Annotated in this window: 19 protein-coding genes; 12 read left to right on the forward strand and 7 right to left on the reverse strand. The window is 72.4% G+C overall.

The genetic code is table 11. The annotated features are described in order from the left end of the window. Window positions 1-6: 6 nt before the first annotated feature. Window positions 7-1056 (reverse strand): L-glyceraldehyde 3-phosphate reductase, encoded by a 1050-nt coding sequence (mgrA, locus tag EUA98_RS03120; RefSeq protein ID WP_130101207.1) that lies wholly within the window; start codon window positions 1054-1056, stop codon window positions 7-9. Between the two features lie 62 nt (window positions 1057-1118). Between mgrA and EUA98_RS03125 the strand changes: the two genes are divergently transcribed. Together EUA98_RS03125 and EUA98_RS03130 are read left to right on the forward strand one after the other, a co-directional pair. Further along, on the forward strand, window positions 1119-1877 hold the full coding sequence (locus tag EUA98_RS03125; protein ID WP_165372697.1) for an HAD-IA family hydrolase: 759 nt from the start codon (window positions 1119-1121) through the stop codon (window positions 1875-1877). Between the two features lie 74 nt (window positions 1878-1951). Then, window positions 1952-2155, forward strand: coding sequence for a DUF5302 domain-containing protein (locus EUA98_RS03130; RefSeq protein ID WP_130101209.1), 204 nt, complete (start codon window positions 1952-1954; stop codon window positions 2153-2155). 98 nt (window positions 2156-2253) lie between these two features. Here EUA98_RS03130 and serA read toward each other — a convergent pair whose 3' ends face one another. Both serA and EUA98_RS03140 read right to left on the reverse strand, forming a co-directional pair. Next, window positions 2254-3453, reverse strand: a complete 1200-nt coding sequence (gene serA, locus EUA98_RS03135; RefSeq protein ID WP_130101210.1) for a phosphoglycerate dehydrogenase — start codon at window positions 3451-3453, stop codon at window positions 2254-2256. An 84-nt stretch (window positions 3454-3537) separates the two neighbouring features. Continuing rightward, window positions 3538-5817 carry an AAA family ATPase gene (locus EUA98_RS03140; protein WP_130101211.1) on the reverse strand — a complete coding sequence of 760 codons (2280 nt, stop codon included), beginning with the start codon at window positions 5815-5817 and terminating at the stop codon, window positions 3538-3540. Window positions 5818-6067: 250 nt separating this feature from the next. On the opposite strand from EUA98_RS03140, the gene EUA98_RS03145 reads away from it, so the two are divergent. From EUA98_RS03145 to EUA98_RS03155, 3 genes are all read left to right on the forward strand, one after another. After that, window positions 6068-7009, forward strand: a complete 942-nt coding sequence (locus EUA98_RS03145; protein ID WP_130101212.1) for a proteasome assembly chaperone family protein — start codon at window positions 6068-6070, stop codon at window positions 7007-7009. Window positions 7010-7076: 67 nt separating this feature from the next. Then, window positions 7077-8435 (forward strand): MFS transporter, encoded by a 1359-nt coding sequence (locus EUA98_RS03150; protein WP_130101213.1) that lies wholly within the window; start codon window positions 7077-7079, stop codon window positions 8433-8435. A 114-nt stretch (window positions 8436-8549) separates the two neighbouring features. Continuing rightward, window positions 8550-8753, forward strand: coding sequence for a cold-shock protein (locus EUA98_RS03155; protein WP_130101214.1), 204 nt, complete (start codon window positions 8550-8552; stop codon window positions 8751-8753). Window positions 8754-8820: 67 nt separating this feature from the next. On the opposite strand, the gene EUA98_RS03160 is transcribed toward EUA98_RS03155, so the two are convergent. Continuing rightward, window positions 8821-9594 carry a spermidine synthase gene (locus EUA98_RS03160; RefSeq protein WP_242511239.1) on the reverse strand — a complete coding sequence of 258 codons (774 nt, stop codon included), beginning with the start codon at window positions 9592-9594 and terminating at the stop codon, window positions 8821-8823. Window positions 9595-9795: 201 nt separating this feature from the next. Between EUA98_RS03160 and EUA98_RS03165 the strand changes: the two genes are divergently transcribed. Genes EUA98_RS03165 through EUA98_RS03175 form a run of 3 tightly spaced genes read left to right on the forward strand, consistent with a single transcriptional unit; the run spans window position 9796 to window position 11989 of the window. Next, window positions 9796-10242 carry an SAV_6107 family HEPN domain-containing protein gene (locus EUA98_RS03165; RefSeq protein WP_130101215.1) on the forward strand — a complete coding sequence of 149 codons (447 nt, stop codon included), beginning with the start codon at window positions 9796-9798 and terminating at the stop codon, window positions 10240-10242. Window positions 10243-10270: 28 nt separating this feature from the next. Further along, window positions 10271-11584, forward strand: a complete 1314-nt coding sequence (locus EUA98_RS03170) for a DNA polymerase IV (RefSeq protein ID WP_130101216.1) — start codon at window positions 10271-10273, stop codon at window positions 11582-11584. 12 nt (window positions 11585-11596) lie between these two features. Continuing rightward, complete coding sequence (locus EUA98_RS03175) at window positions 11597-11989, forward strand: SCO2097 family morphological protein (RefSeq protein ID WP_130101217.1); 393 nt, start codon at window positions 11597-11599, stop codon at window positions 11987-11989. A 206-nt stretch (window positions 11990-12195) separates the two neighbouring features. Here the strand turns inward: EUA98_RS03175 and EUA98_RS03180 are convergent, their stop codons facing one another. From EUA98_RS03180 to EUA98_RS03190, 3 genes are read right to left on the reverse strand one after another with little or no spacing between them, the layout of a single operon-like run. After that, window positions 12196-14385: a transglutaminase TgpA family protein gene (locus EUA98_RS03180; RefSeq protein ID WP_130101218.1), complete on the reverse strand. Its 2190-nt coding sequence runs from the start codon at window positions 14383-14385 to the stop codon at window positions 12196-12198. Continuing rightward, window positions 14382-15680 carry a DUF58 domain-containing protein gene (locus tag EUA98_RS03185; RefSeq protein WP_242511240.1) on the reverse strand — a complete coding sequence of 433 codons (1299 nt, stop codon included), beginning with the start codon at window positions 15678-15680 and terminating at the stop codon, window positions 14382-14384. The genes EUA98_RS03180 and EUA98_RS03185 overlap by 4 nt, the downstream gene beginning before the upstream one ends. A gap of 29 nt (window positions 15681-15709) precedes the next feature. Further along, window positions 15710-16711, reverse strand: a complete 1002-nt coding sequence (locus tag EUA98_RS03190) for an AAA family ATPase (RefSeq protein WP_130101219.1) — start codon at window positions 16709-16711, stop codon at window positions 15710-15712. A gap of 418 nt (window positions 16712-17129) precedes the next feature. On the opposite strand from EUA98_RS03190, the gene mraZ reads away from it, so the two are divergent. The 4 genes from mraZ (at window position 17130) to EUA98_RS03210 (ending at window position 21169) form a co-directional block, all read left to right on the forward strand. Further along, complete coding sequence (mraZ, locus tag EUA98_RS03195) at window positions 17130-17594, forward strand: division/cell wall cluster transcriptional repressor MraZ (protein ID WP_130101220.1); 465 nt, start codon at window positions 17130-17132, stop codon at window positions 17592-17594. Between the two features lie 211 nt (window positions 17595-17805). After that, window positions 17806-18801, forward strand: a complete 996-nt coding sequence (rsmH, locus tag EUA98_RS03200) for a 16S rRNA (cytosine(1402)-N(4))-methyltransferase RsmH (RefSeq protein WP_130101221.1) — start codon at window positions 17806-17808, stop codon at window positions 18799-18801. Continuing rightward, window positions 18798-19223 carry a cell division protein FtsL gene (ftsL, locus tag EUA98_RS03205; RefSeq protein ID WP_130101222.1) on the forward strand — a complete coding sequence of 142 codons (426 nt, stop codon included), beginning with the start codon at window positions 18798-18800 and terminating at the stop codon, window positions 19221-19223. The genes rsmH and ftsL overlap by 4 nt, the downstream gene beginning before the upstream one ends. Then, window positions 19220-21169, forward strand: a complete 1950-nt coding sequence (locus EUA98_RS03210) for a peptidoglycan D,D-transpeptidase FtsI family protein (protein ID WP_130101223.1) — start codon at window positions 19220-19222, stop codon at window positions 21167-21169. The genes ftsL and EUA98_RS03210 overlap by 4 nt, the downstream gene beginning before the upstream one ends.

Below are 21169 nucleotides of genomic sequence, written 5' to 3' on the forward strand. Positions count from 1 at the left end.
CCGGTCCTACAGGTCGCTCGACCGCGCGGCCCAGAGGTTCACCCCGGCATCGACGGCGTGCTCGTCGATCCGGGCCAGCTCGTCGGAGTCGAAGTCGAGCCGTTCGAGGGCGACGAGGTTCTCGTCGAGCTGCGCGACGCTGCTCGCGCCGAGCAGTGCGGACGTGATCCGCGGGTCCCGCAGCGCCCAGGAGATCGCCAGCTGCGCGAGCGACTGCCCGCGGCTGGCGGCGATCTCGGCGAGGGCCTCGATGTGGCCGAGATTCTCGGCGGTGAGGAAGCCCTGGCTGAGCGACCCGCCCCGGGCCGCGCGCGAGTCGGCGGGCACCCCGCCCAGGTACTTCGACGTCAGCATGCCCTGGGCGAGGGGGGAGAACACGATCGTGCCGAGGCCCGCCTCGCCGAGCACGTCGAGGAGCGAGCGGCCGCCCGCCTCGGCGTCCGGGTGCTCCACCCAGCGGTTGAGCATCGAGTAGGACGGCTGGTGGATGGTGAGGGTCAGGCCGATCTCCCGGGCCACCTCGAGCGCCTCGAGCGTGCGGTGCGCGTTGTACGACGAGATCCCGGCGTAGAGCGCTCGTCCGGAGTCGACGGCGGTCTTGAGGGCACCCAGCGTCTCGGCCAGCGGGGTGGTGGGGTCGAACCGGTGGCTGTAGAAGATGTCGACGTAGTCGAGCCCCATGCGCTTGAGCGACTGGTCCAGCGAGGCGAGCAGGTACTTGCGCGAGCCGCCCACGCCGTACGGACCCGGCCACATGTCGTAGCCGGCCTTGGTCGAGATCACGAGCTCGTCGCGGTACGGCGACAGGTCGCTGCGCAGGATCCGGCCGAAGTTGTCCTCGGTGGATCCGGGCGGCGGGCCGTAGTTGTTGGCGAGGTCGAGGTGGGTGATCCCGCGGTCGAACGCGTGCAGGATGATCTCGCGCTGGCGGTCGAGCCCGTTCGCGGCACCGAAGTTCTGCCACAGCCCGAGCGAGATCGACGGGAGGTCCAGCCCGCTGCTACCGGTACGGCGGTAGGGGAGCGAGGCATATCGGTCGGCGTCGGCGAAGTACATGCCGCCGACCGTACGCCAGGTGGGCGCGGGAGCCGCTCCCGGGCGCCATTACGCTGGTCGACGTGCCGAAGCCAGTGATCGTCGACGTCGCGCCGCTCGCCGCCGCTCGCCCCGTTCTCTCGGGCGACCTCGCCGGAGCGGCTCAGGCCGCCGCAGCGATCGGTCCCTTCGACACCGTCCTGTTCGATCTCGACGGAACGTTGACCGACCCCGAGGTCGGGATCACCAGCTCCTACCGCTACGCGCTCGCGGCCGTGGGACACCCGACGCATCCGGACACCGACATCTCCTGGGTGATCGGACCGCCCCTGGCCGAGAACCTCACGCTGCTGGGCGTGCCCGACGCGGATCTGACCGTGGCCATGGACGCCTACCGTCGCCGCCATCTGGACGTCGGCCTGTACGAGGCCGAGCTCGTCCCCGGCATCATCGAGCTGCTCCGCGCGCTCGACTCCGCCGGCGTGCGACTCGGGCTCGCGACGGCCAAGCCCGTCCTGGAGGGCACGCTGACCCTCGAGCACTTCGGGCTCGCCGACTACTTCACGGTCATCGGCGGCAACACCGACGACGGCACCCGGAGCAAGGCCGACGTCGTGGCCGAGGCCCTGCGTCTGCTCGGCGGTCCGGAGCCGGCGCGCGTGGCGATGGTGGGGGACCGGCGCCACGACATCGAGGGTGCCGCTCAGAACGGGGTGACGTCCGTCGGCGTAGCGTGGGGCTTCGCGGTCGACGGCGAGCTGCTCGCCGCGGGCGCGGACCACGTCGTCGAGTCGGTCGCCGAGCTCGCGTCGCTGCTCTGGGGCACCACCGCACGTCACTGACCACCGGCACCGACCAGGTGCAGGGAAATGGCCGCACCACCGCGGTCGGCACGACTCAAGAAGGAGGCACCGGGATGTCGCAGCAAGAACACGAGGACGCCGCAACGGACGGTGGCGTGAGCGAGGACGCCAAGGCGAAGTTCCGCGAGGCGCTCGACCGGAAGAAGGCCGGGCAGCACAAGACGGCCGACGGCCAGAGCAACACGGGCAACGTGCACGGTTCGGAGACCTCCGGGCCGGCGCAGCGCACCTTCCGCCGTCGGGCCGGATCGGCCTGATCGGCTCGTGATCGTCGTCGCTCCGGTGCCTCGCAGGACGCGCCGGAGCGGCGACGATCAGTTGTGCGGCGACGCTCAGCTCGGCGGCACCGTGGCCGTCAGGACAGCAGGCGCAGACGGACCGTCTGGGACATCTGCGTGAGCTCCTCGACGGCGTCGGAGGTGATCTCCGCACTGACGTCGGTGACCACGTACCCGAGCTCCCCGCGGGTGGCGAGCATCTGACCTTCGATGTTGACCCCGTGGCTCGCGAGCACCGCGTTCACCGCGGCGAGCACACCGGGTGTGTTGCGGTGCAGGTGGGCGAGCCGGTGGATGCCCGTGGTCTGCTCGAGCGCGAGGTTGGGGACGTTGACGCTGAGGGTCGTCGTCCCGGTCGCGACGTAGTCACGCAGCTTGTTCGACGTGAACTGACCGATGGCCGCCTGCGCCTCTTCGGTCGATCCGCCGGTGTGCGGCGTGAGGATGACGTTCGGCAGGCCACGGAGCTCGGACTCGAACGCGTCGCCTCGGCGCTTGGGCTCCACCGGGAAGACGTCGACGGCGGCGCCGGACACGTGCCCGGACTGGATCGACTCCGCCAGGGCGGCATAGTCGACGACGAAGCCGCGCGAGAGGTTGAGGAACACGGCGCCGGGCCGCATCTGGGCGAACTGCTTGGCGCCGAACAGGCCCGCGTTGCCGTCCCGGCCGTCGACGTGCAAAGTCACGATGTCCGCCGCGGCGAGCAGCTCGTCGAGCGTCTCCATCCGCTGGGCGTTGCCCAGGGCGAGCTTCTCGGCGGTGTCGAAGAACACGACCGACATGCCGAGGTTCTCGGCGAGCACGGACAGCTGGGTGCCGATGTTCCCGTAGCCGATGATCCCGAGCGTGCGCCCGCGGATCTCGTGCGCTCCCTCGGAGGTCTTGTCCCAGACGCCGGCGTGCATCGACTTGTCGAGCACCGTCAGGCGGCGGGTCAGCGCGATCATGTCGGCGAGCGCCACCTCGACGACCGACCGGGTGTTGGAGAACGGCGCGTTGAACGCGGCCACACCCCGCTTGGCGGCCGCCGCGAGGTTGATCTGGTTCGTGCCGATGCAGTAGGCGCCGACGGCGATCAGATCGGGCGAGCAGGCGAGGACCTTCTCCGTCACATGGGTCTTCGATCGGATCCCCAGGAGCTGCACGCCCTGGAGGGCGTCGATGAGCTCGGACTCGTCGAGCGCACCGGTGCGCGTGATCACCTCGATGCCCTGTGCGGCCAGGATCGACTTGGCGAACGGGTGGAGGTTTTCGAGGAGCAGGGCGCGTAGCACGACCCCATGGTGCCCCCGCGGGCGCGCTCCGCCAAGTGAGTCCCGGCCCTCGGACCGTTCGGGGACGTCCCGGCGGTCCGTGAGTCAGAACAACCGGTCGCCGGTGGAGGGGGTGTGAAAGCCGTCCGGCAGCTCGGCGTGGTGCACGACCCGCAGCTGCCGGGTCGGGCGCGTCATCGCGACATAGAGGTCGCCCGCGCTCGCGGCACCCACCTCGGAGGGCTCCACCAGCACGACGACGTCGAACTCGAGCCCCTTGGCCTCGCGCGGCGTGAGCAGGATGAGCGGAGCGTCGAGCACCGTCGCGCCGGAGCCCAGGTGCTCGTCCAGGCCGGCGGTGCGCAGCGCGTCGCGGACCGTCGAGATGCGCGCGCCGGGCGCGATGATCGCCACCCGGCCGCCCTCCGCGCCGGTGGCGAGTGTGGCGAGCGCCACATCGGCGCTCGCGGCCACGCGACCGGCGAGCCCGGCGTCGTCGGGCACCGCCTCGACCACCAGGGCGTCGTCGACCTCGCGGGCCGACGTCAGGGAGCTCACCGGCAGGTGGGCCGCGCGGGCCACGCGTTGCGCTGCCTCGGCGACCGCGGCCGGGGTGCGGTAGTTGACCGTGAGCTCGGTCAGTCGCCAGGCACCGCGCAGCAGCGGTTCGAGCATGCCGGCCCAGGAGCGCGCGCCGGTCTGGGTCGAGGTCTGGGCGACGTCGCCGACGATGGTCATGGACCGGGTCGGGACCCGGCGCAGCAGCATCCGCCACGCCATGGCCGACAGCTCCTGGGCCTCGTCGACCACCACGTGCGCGTAGGTCCAGCTCCGGTCGGCCGCCGCGCGTTCCGCGGTGGTCAGGCGCGGACCGGTGTTGGCGAACCGATCGGCGAGCAGCTCGGCGGAGACCAGGCCCTCGTTGCCCGAGGAGGCCAGGACCCGACGGGCGTAGTCGAGCTCGGCCGTGCGGTTCGTCGCATCGAGCCGCGCCTGGACCCGGGCGGCCTGGTCGTCCTCGCCGAGCAGCTCGGCGGCCTCGTCGAGCAGCGGCACGTCGGCCGGGGTCCACGGGGAACCCGCCGGGCGGGCGAGCAGCGCCCGCTCGGCGGCGCTCAGGCCGGGGGCCGCCGCGGCGAGCCGGGCCGGTTTGGCGAAGAGGTCCTCGATCAGCTTCTGCGGGGTCAGCGGCATCCAGGCCAGGTTCAGGGCGATCCGGATCCCGCGGTCGGAGCGGAGCTCCTCCAGCACGTCGCCCCGCTCGTCGGCGGCCAGCGGGTACCCGAGCTGGGTGACGTACTGCTCGGCGAGCCGCGAGAGCATGTCACGCACGAAGGTGACCCGCGCGAGGTTGTGCGGGCGGTGGTTGCGACGGGCCCGGACGATCGCCTCGGTGACGTCGTGCGGGGTGATCACGACGGTGTTCCCGTCGACCTTGAACTCCTCGGGCCCGGCCGGGACCCGCTGGCGCTGGCGGACCGCGCGGGCGACCACCTGCGCGAACCCGGCCCGCCCCTTGATCTCGGCGACGGTCTCGGACTCGACCCCGGTCGCCTCCAGGCGCGGGTACAGCTCGGCGATCGTCGTGGTGACCACGCCGGTCTCGCCGAGCGAGGGCAGCACCTGGTCGATGTACCGCAGGAAGACGCGGCTCGGTCCGATCAGCAGCACGCCGGAACGCTCGAGCAGGCGGCGGTGCGAGTAGAGCAGGTAGGCGGCCCGGTGCAGCGCCACGGCCGTCTTGCCCGTGCCGGGCCCCCCCTGCACGACCAGGGCGCCGGCCAGATCGGCGCGGATGATCGCATCCTGCTCGGCCTGGATCGTGGCGACGATGTCGCCCATCCGGCCCGTCCGCCCGGCAGCCAGCGCCGCGAGCAACGCACCCTCGCCGGTGAGCCCGGACAGGTGGTCACCGGTCTCGTCGGAGCCGGGTGCACCGATCGCGTCCAGGTCAAGGACCTCGTCCTCGATCCCGGTGACCGCACGTCCGCGGGTGATCAGGTGGCGGCGCCGGACGATGCCGTCGGCGTGGGCCGCCGTCGCCCGGTAGAAGGCCTGGGCTGCGGGCGCACGCCAGTCGGTCAGCAGCGAGGAGTGGTCGGCGTCGGTGAGCCCGATCCGCCCGATGTAGCGCTGCTCGCCGTCGGTCAGGTCGAGCCGCCCGAACGCGAGGCGGTCCTCGACCGCCTCGAGCTGGGCGATCCGGTCCTCGTAGAGGGTCGCGAAGGCGTCCCGCTCGCTCCGGTTCTGCGGGGAGCCCGACGGGCCCTCGCGCCGCACCTCGCGCAGCCTCTCCCGGGTCTGGGCGCGCAGTGCGTCGAGTCGGTCGTACAGCCGGTCGACGGTGTCCTGCTCGCCGCGCAGCTCGGACTCTCGTCCCGCCATTGCTACTGCTCCTGCCCACCTGCGTTCGCGGCCGCTTTCGACCGTCCGCCCACCTGGGCGGCGTCCATTATCCGCTCTCGACGGGGCCGCGCGCACGCCAACCGATCCGTCGACCGTAGGATCTGGTTCGCAGCGCAGGTGCGGGAAGGATCCGATCCCGGGTGGCGTTACCCCAAGGTCCGCCGGTTGTGCGCACGCCCTCGGGCGTCGCGGTCGGCTGTTGGTGGCCGTCGGAACGGAAAGAGGGACCATGCTGGATCCGAGCGAGATCTACGACGTCGAACCCGACGCCGCCGAACTGCTGAGCGCCGCCGCGACCGGGCTGACGCATGCCGGCCCGATCCTGGTGCACGCGGTGCGCGGTTTCGTGGACGCGGGCAGTGCGGGGCAGCTGGCGGCCTCGCACCTCGCGTCCGAGCTGTCCACCACGAGGCTGGCGACGTTCGACGTCGACCAGCTCCTCGACTACCGCTCGCGTCGTCCGACGATGACCTTCGACTCCACGACGTGGAGCGCCTACGCCGAGCCCGAGCTGGTCCTCGACCTGGTCCGGGATGCTGCCGGGGTCCCGTTCCTGCTGCTGCACGGCCTGGAGCCCGACATCCAGTGGGAGCGGTACGCGGCATCCGTCCGTCAGCTGATCGAGCGCTTCGACGTGCCCCTCACCGTCGGGATCCATGGCATCCCGATGGGGGTGCCGCACACGCGACCGCTCTCGGTGACCGCGCACGGGACCCGGGCCGAGCTCATCGTGGACCACACCTCGTGGTTCGGGTCCGTGCAGGTCCCGGCGAGCGCGAGCGCACTGCTCGAGTTCCGGCTCGGGCAGTCCGGTCATGACGCGATGGGTTTCGCGGTGCACGTGCCGCACTATCTCGCGCAGTCCCCGTTCCCCCAGGCGAGCATCACCGCGCTCGAGAACCTGCAGACCGCGACCGGGCTCGACCTGCGCGTGTCCGCTCTGACCGAGGCTGCACGCGAGGCCACGGCCGAGATCGAGCGTCAGGTGGAGGCCTCTCCGGAGGTGAGTGCGGTCGTCCACGCGCTCGAGGAGCAGTACGACAGCTTCGCCCGGTCGATCGGGCGCACCAACCTGCTCGCCGACACGTCCGAGATCCCCACGGCGGACGAGCTCGGTGCGGAGTTCGAGCGGTTCCTGGCCCAGCAGGGTCCGGACGGCACCACGCACTGACGGTCCGGGCCGGCCGCGCTGACGGCTCCCCGACATCTCGGCGCGGATCGCGCGGGAGAATGGGGCCGTGCCAGATCCCGCTGTGACCGCCGAACGCGTGGGGCCCGCCCCGCGTTCGCCCGCAACCGGCCGGCGGGCGCCGTGGCGTGCGTACCTGGTCTGGGGTACGGCGGTCCTGGCGTACATGGTGGCGATCCTGGACCGGTCCTCGCTCGGGGTGGCGGGACTCGAGGCCGGTGAACGGTTCGGGGCGAGCGCCTCGGTGCTGTCCCTGTTCGTCGTGGTTCAGCTCGTCGTGTACGCCGGGCTCCAGCTGCCGGTCGGCCTCATGCTCGATCGCGTGGGGCCGCGGCGGCTGATCGCGACCGGTGCCGTGCTGATGGCGATCGGACAGCTCACGATGGCGCTCGTGACCACGATCGGCCCGGCGCTCGGTGCGCGCGCGCTCGTCGGCGCGGGCGACGCCCTCACGTTCGTCTCGGTGCTTCGCCTCGTGCCGTCCTGGTTCCCGCCCCGGCAGGTGCCGCTCCTCACGCAGCTCACCGGGATCCTGGGGCAGTTCGGGCAGGTGGCCGCGGCCGTGCCGCTCGTGCTGCTCCTGCACGGTCCGGGGTGGCCGAGCGCGTTCGGGTCGGCCGCGGTGCTCGGCCTGGTGATGGTGATCATCGTGCTCGTCGTCGTGCGGGATGCGCCCGCCGCCGGTCGCCGGCGCCCGGCCGCGCTCCCCGCACGCGCCTCGCTCGCGCCGCGACCCTCGGCGCTGCGGGCGACGCTCTCCGAGCCCGGGACGTGGCTCGGCTACTGGACACACTTCGTCGCGCAGTTCTCGAACATCGTGATCGTCCTGCTCTGGGGATTCCCGTTCCTCGTCGAGGGGCAGGGACGTACGACGGCGGAGGCGAGCGCGCTGTTCACGATCAACGTCGTGAGCGCGATCGTCGCCGGACCGCTGATCGGCGAGTTCACCGCGCGCTGGCCGGCGCGTCGGATGCACCTCGTGCTCGGGGTCGCGTTCGCGATCGCGGCGGCCTGGCTCGCCGTCCTCGTGCCGTCGGGTCCGCGACCGCTGTGGGTCCTGACGGTGTTCATGGTGGTCGTCGCCGTCGGCGGCCCGACCTCGTTGGTCGGCTTCGACTTCGCGCGCAGCCACAACCCGCCCGAGCGGCTCGGGACGGCAACCGGGCTGATCAACGCCGGCGGGTTCGTGGCCGCGCTGGGCACCATGCTCGGGATCGGCCTCGTGCTCGACGCCGTCGGCGCCGATCCGGGTGGTGCGTACTCCCTCGACGCCTACCGGCTCGCGCTGTCGGTCGTGGCGATCCCCTGGGGTATCGGTGTGGTCGGGCTGAGCCTCGGCGCGCGATCGGACCGCAAGCACCGGGCCGCGCGGGCGCATGCGGCGCAGGCGGCTGAATCCATGGCGTGACGAGGGCCGTCGTGAGACGATCTGCCGGTCGGAGTCGCTTCGGGCTCCGGCGCAAACGGGGTCGGGCAGCGGGCCCGGTCTTCGAAGCCTCAGATGGACAGAAGGACACAGAACATGGCACAGGGTGCTGTCAAGTGGTTCAACGCTGAGAAGGGCTTCGGGTTCATCGCGCAGGATGGCGAGGGTCCCGATGTCTTCGTGCACTACTCCGCGATCGAGAGCCAGGGTTACCGCTCGCTCGACGAGGGCCAGCGCGTCGAGTTCGAGATCACTCAGGGACCGAAGGGCCCGCAGGCAGAGCAGGTTCGCCCGCTCTGACCACACACCACCAACCGACGAGGCCCCATCCGCAACCGGGTGGGGCCTCGTCGGGTGTACGGCGGGATCAGGTCGGCGGGGCCGGGGCATCGGATCGGGGCACGGCGTGCCCGACGAACGTGGCGAGCTCCTTGCCGTAGAGCAGTCGCGTGGGGGCAGGCAACGACCGCACGGCCCGGGCCAGGTCTGCCGAGCCGAGCAGTCCCGTCCGGTCGCAGCCCGCGAGCACGAGGTTGCCGTACCGCCGTCCCTTCAGCTGGCCCGGCTCGGCGATCGCCGCGACGTCGGTGAACGTCGCACGCAGGGTGGCGATCTCCGCACGCGCCCCGTCGAGGGGCGGACGGTCGGCGCAGTTGGCGAGGTAGATCCCGCCCGGGCGCAGCACTCGTGCCACGTCCTGGGTGAACTCGAGGGTCGTCACGTGGTCGGGGGTGGCCGAACCGGCGAACACGTCACGGATGATCACGTCCGCGCTCGAGGACGGGAGCCCGGCGAGCTCGGCCCGCGCGTCCCCGGTCCGCAGCTTCAGCAGCGGCGCGCGGGGGAGGTCGAACCAGGTCCGGACCAGCTCGACCAGGGCCGCGTCGAGCTCGATCGCGAGCTGGTGCGAGCCGGGCCGCGCCGCCTGCACGTACCGCGCCATGGTGCAGCCGGCCGCACCGAGGTGGACCACCCGCAGAGGTTCCCCGGGTGTGCCGTGCCGGTCGATGACGGCGGCCATCTGCTGCATGTACTCGAAGTCGAGCCGGGTGGGGTCCGCCAGGTCGAGGTGCGAGCTCGGCACCCCGTTGAGCACGACGGTGACGCCGGTCGGGTCGTCCCGGTTCCGGTGCAGCTCCACGGTCCCGGTCGTGACCTCGACGGGCCCCTCGGGCAGCTCCGGGGCGGATGTCAGTGCCCGGTGGGACGCTGGTCTCGCTCGACGGCTTGAGGAACCGCTGCGATCGCCCACGTCCCCACGGTAAGGGGTCTGGGGTCCGGGGTCGGACAGGCCTTGACGAACTCGAACACCTGTTCGACACTAGGAGGAGGAGGTACTGCCATGAACCGCATCGTCCACACCGCGCCGCTCCCCGCCACCGCCGTCGACCTGATGACCCGTGCCGACGCCGAGCTGCTGGCCGCGCAGTTCTCCTCCGAGGCGGGTGAGCGGTTCGTGCACGCGCACCTCGCCGGGCTGCGGGCCGCATCTGCAGTGCTCGCGGTGCGCGGACGGCCGACCGGTCGACGTGCGGCCCGCACCGTGTGGGAGATGCTCACGGCGGTCGCCCCCGAGCTCGAGGACTGGTCCGCGTACTTCGCTGCCGGTGCCGCCGGGCGGCGGGCGGTCGAGGCAGGTCGAGCGGACGCGGTCGACGGGGCCCGGGCGGAAGCGGTGCTGTGCGCCGCGGAGGACTTCCTCGATGAGGTCCGCGCCCTGCTCGAGGCGATCCCGGCGACCGGTGACGAGGGTGGTCGTCAGCGGCTGCTCGCGGTGCAGGCCTCATGACCGGGCACGGCGTCCTGACCGGGCACCGATGAGTCGCACCGCCCGGTCGCCGCTCGTCAAGCGGGACTGGGGTGCGACCGAGGACGGCTGCTCGATCCTGCACGTCGACATGGATGCGTTCTTCGCCTCCGTCGAACTGGCGCGTCGACCGCACCTGAGGGGTCGGCCCGTGATCGTCGGCGGGTCCGAACGCGCCGTCGTGCTTGCGGCCACCTATGAGGCCCGCGCATTCGGCGTGCACTCCGCGATGCCGATGCAGATCGCCAGGCGGATGTGTCCGCAGGCCGTGGTCGTGCCCCCGGACATGGCCGCCTACCGCGAGGTCTCGACGGCGGTGATGGAGGTCCTGAGCGAGGTCACCACGCTCGTGGAGCAGGTCAGCGTGGATGAGGCGTTCCTGGACGTCTCGGGTGCGCGCCGCCGGCTCGGCCCGCCGACGGCGATCGCCGCGGGGATTCGCGAACGGATCCGCGCGACCCACGGCATCACGTGCTCCGTCGGCATCGCCGGCACGAAGTTCGTGGCCAAGCTCGCCTCCGAGCACGCCAAGCCCGACGGTGTGCTGCTCATTCCGCGCGCGGCGACCGTCGAGTTCCTGCGGGCGCTCCCGGTGGGCGCGCTGTGGGGGGTCGGCGAACGGACCGAGGCCGCGCTCGCGCGGTGGGGTCTGCGCACGGTCGCCGAGCTGGCCGACAGCGACGTCTCCACGGTGCAGCGCGCGGTCGGCAAGGTCGCGGGCGCGCACCTGCACGACCTCGCGTGGGGGCGCGATCCACGTCCGGTGTCACCCGGACGGATCGAGAAGAGCATCGGCGCGGAGGTCACGTTCCCGGTCGACGTGGCCGACCTCGCGGTCGTCCAGACGCAGGTGCTCGCGCTCGCGGACCGGTGTGCCTCCCGGCTGCGGTCCGAGGGGATGGTCAGTCGCACGGTGAGCATCAAGGTGCGGACATCCGACTTTCGCACCCTGACCCGATCGCGCACCCTGCCGACGCCGACGGACGTGGGCCGCGAGATCTTCCTCGTGACCCGCGAGCTCCTTGCCGGGGTCGACCTGGAGGGGCTTCCCGTGCGGTTGGTCGGGGTGCGCACCGAGGGCCTCTCACCCGCGCACGCGACGCCGCAGCAACCGACCTTGGAGGAGGCGACCGCCGAGTCCGGACACGGTCGCCGCGACGCGGAGCGCGCGATGGACCTCGTCCGGGACCGGTTCGGGACCGGATCGATCCATGCCGCGTCATCGACCGCCCCGAAACCGGTCATTTTGGAGGGTCATCGCCCCATCAACTATCGCCGCAGCGAAACGGGACCTATCCTGGATGTGACAAGTCCCAGCGGGTAATGCGGAGGTAAAATGCCTCTCTCCGAGTACGAGCAACGTGTACTGGAGCAGATGGAGCGACAGCTCACATCTGACGACCCCCGGCTCGCGAGCACCTTGCAGTCCCGTGGTTCCCGCGGGATCGCTCGGTGGGTCATCGCTGGCGCGGGTTTTACTGTGGGTCTTTTGGTGCTCGTGGCGGGGGCGGCGTTCTCGCAGCTGTGGCTCGGGGTCATCGGATTCCTGCTCATGTTTGCCGCGGGCGTCTTCGCGTTCGCGCTCCCGCGGCAGTCGGGACCGATCGGGGTGGTCGACGCCAAGGGTGGCGTGGCGCCCCGAAGTGCAGCCAAGCCCAAGAAGGCCGCCGGTGGGTTCATGCACCGGTTCGAGGAGCGATGGGACCGTCGCCGCGACGAAGGTCGCTAGGTCGCCGTCGTGAGGTCGCCGTCGCTCGGCAGCCTGTGAGGCAGTCCTGAGTCGGAGGTAGTCCTTGAGTCGGCGGGATCGGTCGTGACCCGGGCTGACATTGTGGTCAGGTCGAGTCATGGTCAGGTCACGTCCTGGTCAGTTCACGTCACGTCCTGGTCAGTCACGTCACGTTGAGGTCTCGTCGTGGTCAGTTCAAGTCGTGGTCAAGCCGACGGGACCGTGACCGTGACCGGGTGGGTCAGTTCGTGCAGGACGATCGTGACGCGGGCGTCGAGCTCTCCGTGGTCCCACGGCGAGGGAGACGGCGCATAGCGATCGTCTTCGACGGCACGGGCGAGCTCGCGCAACGCGGCCTGCGACTCGGGGCGCATCGGGCCGCCGGTCCGCCGGGCGAGCTCCGCGGACACGAGCTCGACGACCTGCCGCGGCGTGCGCGAATCGCTCCAGGTGATGCCGGCCGCGCCGAGGCGGGAGCGCAGGCGTTCCCAGGCGATCTCTGAGCCCAGCCCGGTGGTGGCCTGCGACCGGCGTCGTCGGACGAGCCAGGCGATCAGCCCGCCCACCAGGATCGTTGCGATGGTCCCGGCGCCGATCGCGATCCGCCGGTCGGCGTCGTCCGCCCGCACGACCGCCCCCGTCGACGGAGCCGTGGTGGGAGTGGTGGTCGGTGCGGCTCCGGCGCCGGTGGGGTTCTGCTCCGGGATGGGCGCATTGTTGGTGCCCGCGAACGGGTCGGCCCAGCGCGGGGGAGCGCCCGACTGGACGGCGGGGGTCGGTTCGAACCGGACCCAGCCGGCTCCGGGGAAGTAGAGCTCGGGCCACGCGTGCGAGTCCCGCCCGGTGACCACCTGTTCGCCGTCGACTCCCAGGGAGCCGGGCAGGAACCCCACGGCCAGCCGTGCGGGGATGCCCAGCGTGCGCGCCATCACCGTCATCGCGGTGGCGGACTGGACGCAGTAGCCGGTCTTGCTGCCGAGGAAGTCCCAGACCGCGTCGTCGCTGCGTCCGGCGGGCACCTGCGTCGAGTAGGTGAACTCCTGGGTGTTGCGCAGGTAGGTCTGGAGTGCGAGCGCCTGGTCGTACCGGTTCGTCGCCGCGTCCACGACCTCGGCCGTGGCGGCCGCGATGTCGTCGGCGTGGGACGTCGACGGGACCACGAGGTACTGGTCGAGGTCGGACGGGTAGTTCGTGGGCGTCCTGCGCAGGCTGTCGGCGGACAGGGAGAGGATCTCGACCCGGATCGAGTACTCCATGCCTGGCCGAGTGGTCCCCCCGCGGAGCACCTCGTCGCGTTCGGCGTCGTAGGTGAACTCGTCGTCGGCCTCCACCGTGCGGGGCATCACCGGAACCGGCAGGTGCTTCTCGCGCAGGCCGGCGATCCGCACGCTCACCTCCGACACCGTGGGTGCTGCCTCGTCCGGAGGGCGGTTCGCCAGGTCGCGTGCCGGCCAGAGCAGGGTGCTGTCCGGTTCGACGGACGACGGCCGATCGTCGCGCAGCCAGTTCTCGCCGTCGAAGTCGCGCAGGGTGAACACGCGGAGCGGACCGATGGCGGCCGGCTCGGCGAGGTAGGTCAGCTCGACCTCGTTCGACCGCGCGCCCAGGCTCTCGCGCAGGTCGAGGTCCTGCGCGAGGCGCAGCGACCCGACCGAGACGGAGCCGAGGTCCGGCAGCCGGACGCTGGCCCAGCCGGGTGCGAGGGCCACGAAGGGGCCGGCAACGATCGCGGCGACGGCCACCGTCGCCGCGCCGGCGACGGCCGCGCCCGTGCGGCGACTCGCGTCCCGGCGCCCTCGTGAGCCGCGGGTCCCGGGCGGGGGCGCTGCCGTCAGTGCGAGCAGCACGACATAGGCGAGGGCGGTGCCCACGAAGGCCCAGGCGCTGGTGGCGCGGTCGAGGGCGATCCCGGGGAGCCACAGTGCGAGCAGGACGAGCCCGGACCAGGCGGGAGCGGCGAGCCCGAGCGCCACGAGGTCCACGAGGAGCAGGACGAGCAGCGCGCCACCCACCACGATGAGCTCGAGCTGGGCGGTCGCGTCGACCGGTGGCTGGGACGCGTCGATGTAGGTGAGCCCGGCTCGGATCGCGTCGCCCAGGCGTGCCAGCGAGGCGGTGGTGGGCAACGCCTGGAAGCGACCGGGGGGGCTCGCATAGGCGGCGAGGACGCCGAACATCGTCGCGACGAGCCCCACCACGGTGGGCGCCCACCGCCCCCGGGTCACGGCGCGGACCCCGGCGAGGAGAGCCGCCAGGACGGCGACGGCGAGAGCGGCGACCGGGAGCCATCGCCCGGGGGCGATCAGCTGCTCGAGCGAGTAGAGACTCCCGAGCACGGCGAGCCCGCAGAGCCCGCTCGCGACCCAGCTGCGCAGTCCCCGCGGGATGTCGGTCATCGCTCGGTCCCGAGCAGGCGGCGCCAGCAGGTGTCAAGGTCTTCGCCCGGGGTGGCGGAGCAGGCTCGCCACCCCGCCCGACGCAGGTCAGCGAGGGTGCGCTCGGCGTCGCGACGCTCGGGGCCTGCCGTGGCCGGGATCCGCACGATCGCGAGGGCGTCGCAGACATCGCTCACGCGGGCGAGGGCGTCCCGGTCTGCCGCGGACAGCGCGCCGACGACGGCGAGGACGAGGGGGGAGCCGCCGCCGGGTGCCGTCAGCTCGTGGGCGGCGGCCCGGAGATCCTCGGACGCGGCGGCCGCCGTCGGCGCCGGCTCGAGGTCGACGGTCAGGTCGAGCAGCTCGACCCGGGCCGCGCCGGCCGAGCCGTCGCGCAGGTGGTGCAGGCGCAGGGCCGAGGTGATGCCGGCCGCGTCCTCGCTCGCGCGCCCACCGAGCAGGCGGACCGGGTGGCCGGCCCCGAGCAGCGCGATCCCGATCGATGCCGCCAGGGAGACCGTCCACTCGATGCCCGTGCGGTCCGCCGGCAGGTCGACGAGCACGCTCGCGGGACGCAGCCCGGCACGTTCGTCGCTGCGAACCAGCAGCTCGCCCCGCCGGGCGGAGCTGGCCCAGTGGACCCGGCGCAGGTCGTCGCCGACGCGGTAGTCGCGCAGCGCGGCGTCGTCGCTCGACGGTGTGCGTGCGCCGATCGCGACCCGTTCGGGCTCGCCGACCAGCGAACCCCGGGGTATCGGCAGCTCGACGACCTCCGGCCAGACCGCGACCTCGGCCTGCTCGCCCAGCGTCGCGCGGGTGCGCAGCACACCGAACGGGTCCGTCCGGCGCACCACGAGCGGCCCGAGCGGCCATCGTCCGCGGCGGGTCGGCGCGATGGGGTAGGTGAGCGTGATCTGCCCGGCGGCCCGAACGACGCTGGCCCGCAGCGTCAGCCCGCCCGACAGCTGGGTGGCCGCCTGCTCCCCGAGCTGCAGCTCGGCGAGCCGGGCGCGACCCGAGGCGTCGGACGCCCGGATCTCGACGCGCGCCGTGGCCGGGGACCGCACGGAGACCGGGTTGGGGTGGGCGGTGCGGATCACGCGCAACGGGTGCCGACCGCCGGTCGGGTCGATGGCCAGCAGCCAGCCGGCGCCGATCGCGACGACCAGGGGGCCGATCAGGCCGAGCCGCGCCAGGTCGGTCGAGCCGATGCCGATGCCGAGCGCGGTCAGGACTGTGCCGCCGACGGCGAGGCCCCAGCCGCGGGCCGTCGGGCGCAGCCACGGGATCCGGGGGATCCGTCGTCGCGCGCTCACCTCTCGTCCACCCTCGCTCGCGGTGCGGGTCAACCCGTCGCCCGGCGGCCGCGGGTGCTCGCCTCGACGGGGGGCAGCGCGGTGCGCGCGACGACGGCCCGCAGGACATCGACCGTCGTGCGACCCGCGAGCCGCGACTCGGTGCTCGGGAGCAGCCGGTGCGCGAGGACCGGCTCGGCGAGGGCCTGGACGTCGTCGGGCAGGACATGGTCGCGCCCCTCCATGGCGGCGAGGGCCTTGGCTGCACGCAGCAGCTGGATGGCGGCGCGGGGGGAGGCGCCTAACCGGAGGCCGGTGTCGTCCCGGGTCGCGCTCACGAGATCGACGATGTACCGCTTGACCGCCGGTGAGGCGTAGAGGCGTCGGGCGGTCGCGATCAGGCGGGCGACGTGCGCCGCGTCGGTGGCGGGGTGCAGCTCGGTGAGGGGGTCGGCGACCTCCTGGCGGTCGAGCATGTCCAGCTCCGCCTCCCGGTCCGGGTAGCCGACGGTGAGTCGCGCCATGAACCGGTCCCGCTGCGCCTCGGGCAGCGGGTACGTGCCCTCCATCTCGATCGGGTTCTGCGTCGCGATCACGAGGAACGGGCGGGGCAGCGGGTAGGTCACGCCATCGATGGTCGCCTGCGCCTCCTGCATGCACTCGAGGAGCGCGGACTGGGTCTTCGGCGAGGCGCGGTTGATCTCGTCGCCGATCACGATGTTGGCGAAGACCGGGCCGGGTCGGAACTCGAACTCGTGGGTCTGGGCCCGGAAGATGTTGACCCCGGTGAGGTCGCTGGGCAGCAGGTCCGGGGTGAACTGGATCCGTCCGACCGTGCAGTCGATGCTGCGCGCGAGGGCCTTGGCGAGCGTCGTCTTGCCGACCCCGGGCACATCCTCCAGCAGGAGGTGTCCCTCACCGAGCAGGACGGCGACGGTGAGCCGGACCAGCTCGGAGCGACCACTGATCACTCGTTCGATCCCGGCACGGACCCGTTCGGCGGTCTCCACGAGCTCGTCGAGCTCGGTGGTGGACGGTACGGCCTGAAGCATGTCGACTCCTTCGGCGGACTGAGTCGAGCCTAGGGGACCGCGGACGGCTGAGCGACGGGTTGAGCCGGGGCTCGCGCGGGCCACCACGTCGTTCCACCATTCGGCTCCCCACTTCCCTCCACCACCTGTGTCCACGACGTCGCTCCACGCCCGGTGCAGGCGGGGATCAGGCTCCACCGGGCGGGTGCGGAGCGGCGTTCGGGTGCATGCCGGCGGCAGCTTTTGGGTCAGGGGGTCCCTTTGGCTCGATCTCGGGAAATTGGGGGGCCAATTTCCCTCCACTTTCCTCTACCGCTGCCACCTGCGACGACGTGCGTCCTCCTGGGTGAATGACACTCGGGAACCGTTGACGGTGGAGGGAAGTGGAGTACTGTGGGGCCACTTGGTGAGGGATGGACAGTGAAGGGGGTCGGCTTCGATGAGCGACTTCCTCGGCGGTGGGCAACCCACGTTCTTGGGCACGTACACCCCGCGGCTGGACGACAAGGGCCGCCTGATCCTTCCGGCCAAGTTCCGGGGTCAGCTCGCCCCGGGGTTCGTGATGACCCGCGGGCAGGAGCACTGCCTGTACGTGCTGCCGTTCGAGGAGTTCCGTCGGATGCACGACACGATCGGACAGTCGTCCGTGACGGACAGGGAGGCGCGGAACTACTCGCGCGTGTTCCTGTCCGGGGCGACCGATGAGCTCCCCGACAAGCAGGGCCGGATCTCGATCCCGGCTCCGCTGCGGACCTACGCCGGCCTCGATCGCGATGTGGCCGTGATCGGCGTCGGGCGCCGGGTGGAGATCTGGGACCTCGTGGCCTGGGAGACCTACCTGGCCGCCGAGGAAGGAAACTACGCGGACGCCGCCGAGGGGGTGTCGACCAACCGCACTCTCTAGACCTGCTCGTGGCGCCGGTGGCGCCGCACGGTGAGATCTCCTCCCGCCCGCTCTGGCGCACTTCCCCGGTGCCAGAAGGTCGGTGGGGGATCTGGTCGTACGGCTCCGACTCCGCACTCGAACGACGCACCACCGCTCGCCCCAGCTCCACCCCGCACCAGCCCAGCCAACCCGTTCCAGCCCTGCCCAGACCAGCCCCGAAGGAGGACCGATGACCGAGCCGCGCGACACCGCTGACCGGCACACCCCGGTCATGCTCGCGCGCTGCGTCGAGCTCCTCGCGCCGGCGCTCGAGGTGCCGGGTGCCGTCATGGTCGACTCGACCCTCGGGATGGGTGGGCACACCGAGGCGATCCTGACGGCGTTCAGCGGCGTGCGGGTGATCGGGCTCGACCGGGACCGGCAGGCCCTGGAGCTGGCCAGCCGTCGGCTGGCCTCGTTCGGCGATCGGTTCACGCCCGTGCACGCGATCTACGACGAGATCGGCGACGTCGTGCGCCGCCAGCTCGGTCTGCCGTCGGTCCAGGCCGTCCTCATGGACCTCGGCGTGTCGTCGCTGCAGCTGGACGAGGCCGAGCGGGGGTTCTCCTACGCCCACGATGCGCCGCTCGACATGCGCATGGACCCGACCACCGGTCTGACGGCGGCGGACGTGCTCAACACCTACGACGAGGCCGACCTCGTCCGGATCCTGCGGGAGTACGGCGAGGAGCGGTTCGCCCAGCGCATCGCGCGGAACGTCGTGGCCGCGCGAGCGCGCGCCCCGATCGCCCGCACGGGCGAGCTCGTCTCCCTGCTGCGGGCCAGCATCCCCGCGGTGACCCGCAAGACCGGCGGGCATCCCGGCAAGCGGACCTTCCAGGCGCTGCGCATCGAGGTCAACGGCGAGCTGGAGTCCCTCGAGCGGGCGCTGCCGGAGTCGATCGAGGTGCTCGCCGTGGGCGGCCGGATCGTGGTCGAGGCGTACCACTCGCTCGAAGACCGGCTCGTCAAGCGCGCGTTCGCGGCCGGAGCCCAGTCGAGCGCCCCGCTCGGGCTCCCCGTGGAGCCGGAGACGCACAAGCCGTACCTCCGGCTCGTCACGCGCGGGGCCGAGGAGGCCTCGGAGCAGGAGCGGGAGTCGAACCCGCGGTCCCAGTCCGTCCGCCTCCGAGCCGCCGAGCGGCTCCGTCCCACACCCGCTCACCTTCTGGGGAGGTCCTCATGAGTGCCCTGCCGCAGTCCTACACCCCCGGCCAGCAGGCGTTCGAGCCGGCCTCCGTACCCGATCGCGCGCGCACCGAGGTGCCCCGGCTCCGGCTCGTCCGGGCCCCCCAGCACGCCCGCACGCGGGTGCCGTTCGTGCTGTTCTGCATCGCGATCCTGCTGGCGGCACTCCTCGGAGCGCTCGTGCTGAACACCTCGATGGCGCGCGGCGCGTACGTGGCCCACGACCTCCAGATCAGCCTCGCGCAGGAGGCGCGCACCGAGCAGGAGCTGTCGTCGCAGCTCCTCGCACACATGGCGCCCGGCGCGCTCGCCGCCTCGGCGCGGGAGCTGGGCATGGTCCCGGCGCCCGAGCTCGCCTTCCTCCGACTGTCCGACGGCGCGGTGCTGGGCTCCCCGACGCCCGCCGGGGCCGGGGGATGACCCGCACGACTCCACCGGGTGCCGGCAAGCCGGCACCGCGCTCCGGCGCGCCGCGCGCGGGCCAGCCCCGGGCGAGTCAGCCGCGGGCCGGCCAGCCGCGGGTGCTGAAGCCGAGCACGTCCCGGGTGGTCGCCGGCCGCGCGCCCGCATCCGCGCGCCCCGCCCTCCGCGTGCCGCGCCCGCCGCGGGCGCCCTCGAGCCGCCCGGCCCAGCCCGAGCGACGGCACAACGTGCTCCTCGGGCTCGTCCTCGTGGTCCTCGTGGTGTTCGCCGGCCGGCTCGTCTACGTGCAGGGTCTGCGCGGCGAGGCCGTGGCCGCCGAGGCGCTGAGCGAGCGCATGTCCACCGCGCGGCTGCCCGCCGCCCGCGGATCGATCACGGACGCGGACGGGGTCGTGCTCGCGGTCTCGGTCGAGCGGTACACGATCTGGGTCGACCAGGCGCAGATCGCGCAGTGGAAGCGGACCTCGGACGGTTCGGTGCAGGCCGCGGGCGCGGCCGACGCCGCCGTCGAGCTCGCCGAGCCGCTCGGGATGGACCCGGCCGAGCTGGGGGCGCTGCTCAACGGCACGAAGGCGTACGTGGTGATCAAGAAGGATGTGCTGCCCGAGGTCTGGCGCGCCGTGCGCGAGCTCGGGATCGCGGGGGTGAACGGCGACCGCGTCCCGCAGCGGATCTATCCGGCCGCCAACGTCGGCGGGAACATCATCGGCTTCGTGAACGGCGACGGGGTCGGCCAGGAGGGCCTCGAGAATTCGCTCGACGACGTGCTCACCGGGACCGACGGGCGGTACACCTACGAGCGCGGGCTCGGCGGGCAGGAGATCCCCGGCGGCAAGCGCGAAGAGGTGCCCGCCGTGCCCGGCCAGGACGTCCAGCTGACGATCCTGCGGGACCTGCAGTGGAAGGCCCAGGACGAGCTGGACAAGGCCGTCGCCGCCACGGGGTCCGACTCGGCGAGCCTGGTCGCGATGGACGTGCAGACCGGCGCGATCCTCGCCCTGGCGGACTCGGGCACCGTCGACCCCAACAACCCGGGGACGACGAGCGCCGAGGCCCGGGGCTCGCGCGCGCTGCGCAACGTCTTCGAGCCCGGGTCGACCGCGAAGGTCATCACGATGGCGGCCGCGATCGAGACCGGCATCACCGGACCGCTCGACCACTGGGAGGTCCCGTACCGGTACACGACGGCGAACAACCAGACCTTCAAGGACTCGCACGAGCACGACCTGCTCCACCTCACCACGACGGGCGTGCTCGCGCAGTCGTCGAACACCGGCACGGTGATGATCGGGGAGAAGCTCCCGCAGCAGGTCCGCTACGACTACCTGGCCAAGTTCGGCTTCGGGGCCAAGACCGGCCTCGAGCTCGTCGGCGAGTCGGCCGGGATCCTGCACCCGTCCGACGCCTGGGACGGCCGCACGAAGTACGCGGTGCTCTTCGGCCAGGGCGTGTCCGTCAACGCCGTGCAGGCGACCCAGGTCTTCGCCACCATCGCGAACGGCGGGGTGCGCATGCCGGCCCACGTCCTCAAGGGCACCACGGCGCTGGACGGCACTTACGTGCCCGCCGAGACCCCGGTCGGCACGCAGGTCGTCTCGGCCGAGACCGCGGCCACCGTGCTCAAGATGATGGAGAGCGCCGTCGACGAGGGCACCGGCTCCGCCGCGGCGATCCCGGGGTACCGCGTGGCGGGAAAGACCGGCACCGCGCAGTCCTGGGGCGCGGGCGGCACGACCGGCATCACGGCCTCGTTCATCGGGGTCGCGCCCGCCGACAACCCCCGCATCGCGGTCAGCGTCATCATGAACAACCCGCGCACGTCGGAGTGGGGCGGGACGGTCGCCGCACCGGTGTTCAGCGAGGTTGCCGGGTACGCGCTGCAGATGCTCAAGGTGCCGCCGAGCGGCTCCGTTCCGGACCTCTTCGCCACCACCTACGAGTGA

This window comes from Pengzhenrongella frigida, assembly GCF_004168625.1.
In the GTDB taxonomy this organism is placed as follows: domain Bacteria; phylum Actinomycetota; class Actinomycetes; order Actinomycetales; family Cellulomonadaceae; genus Pengzhenrongella; species Pengzhenrongella frigida.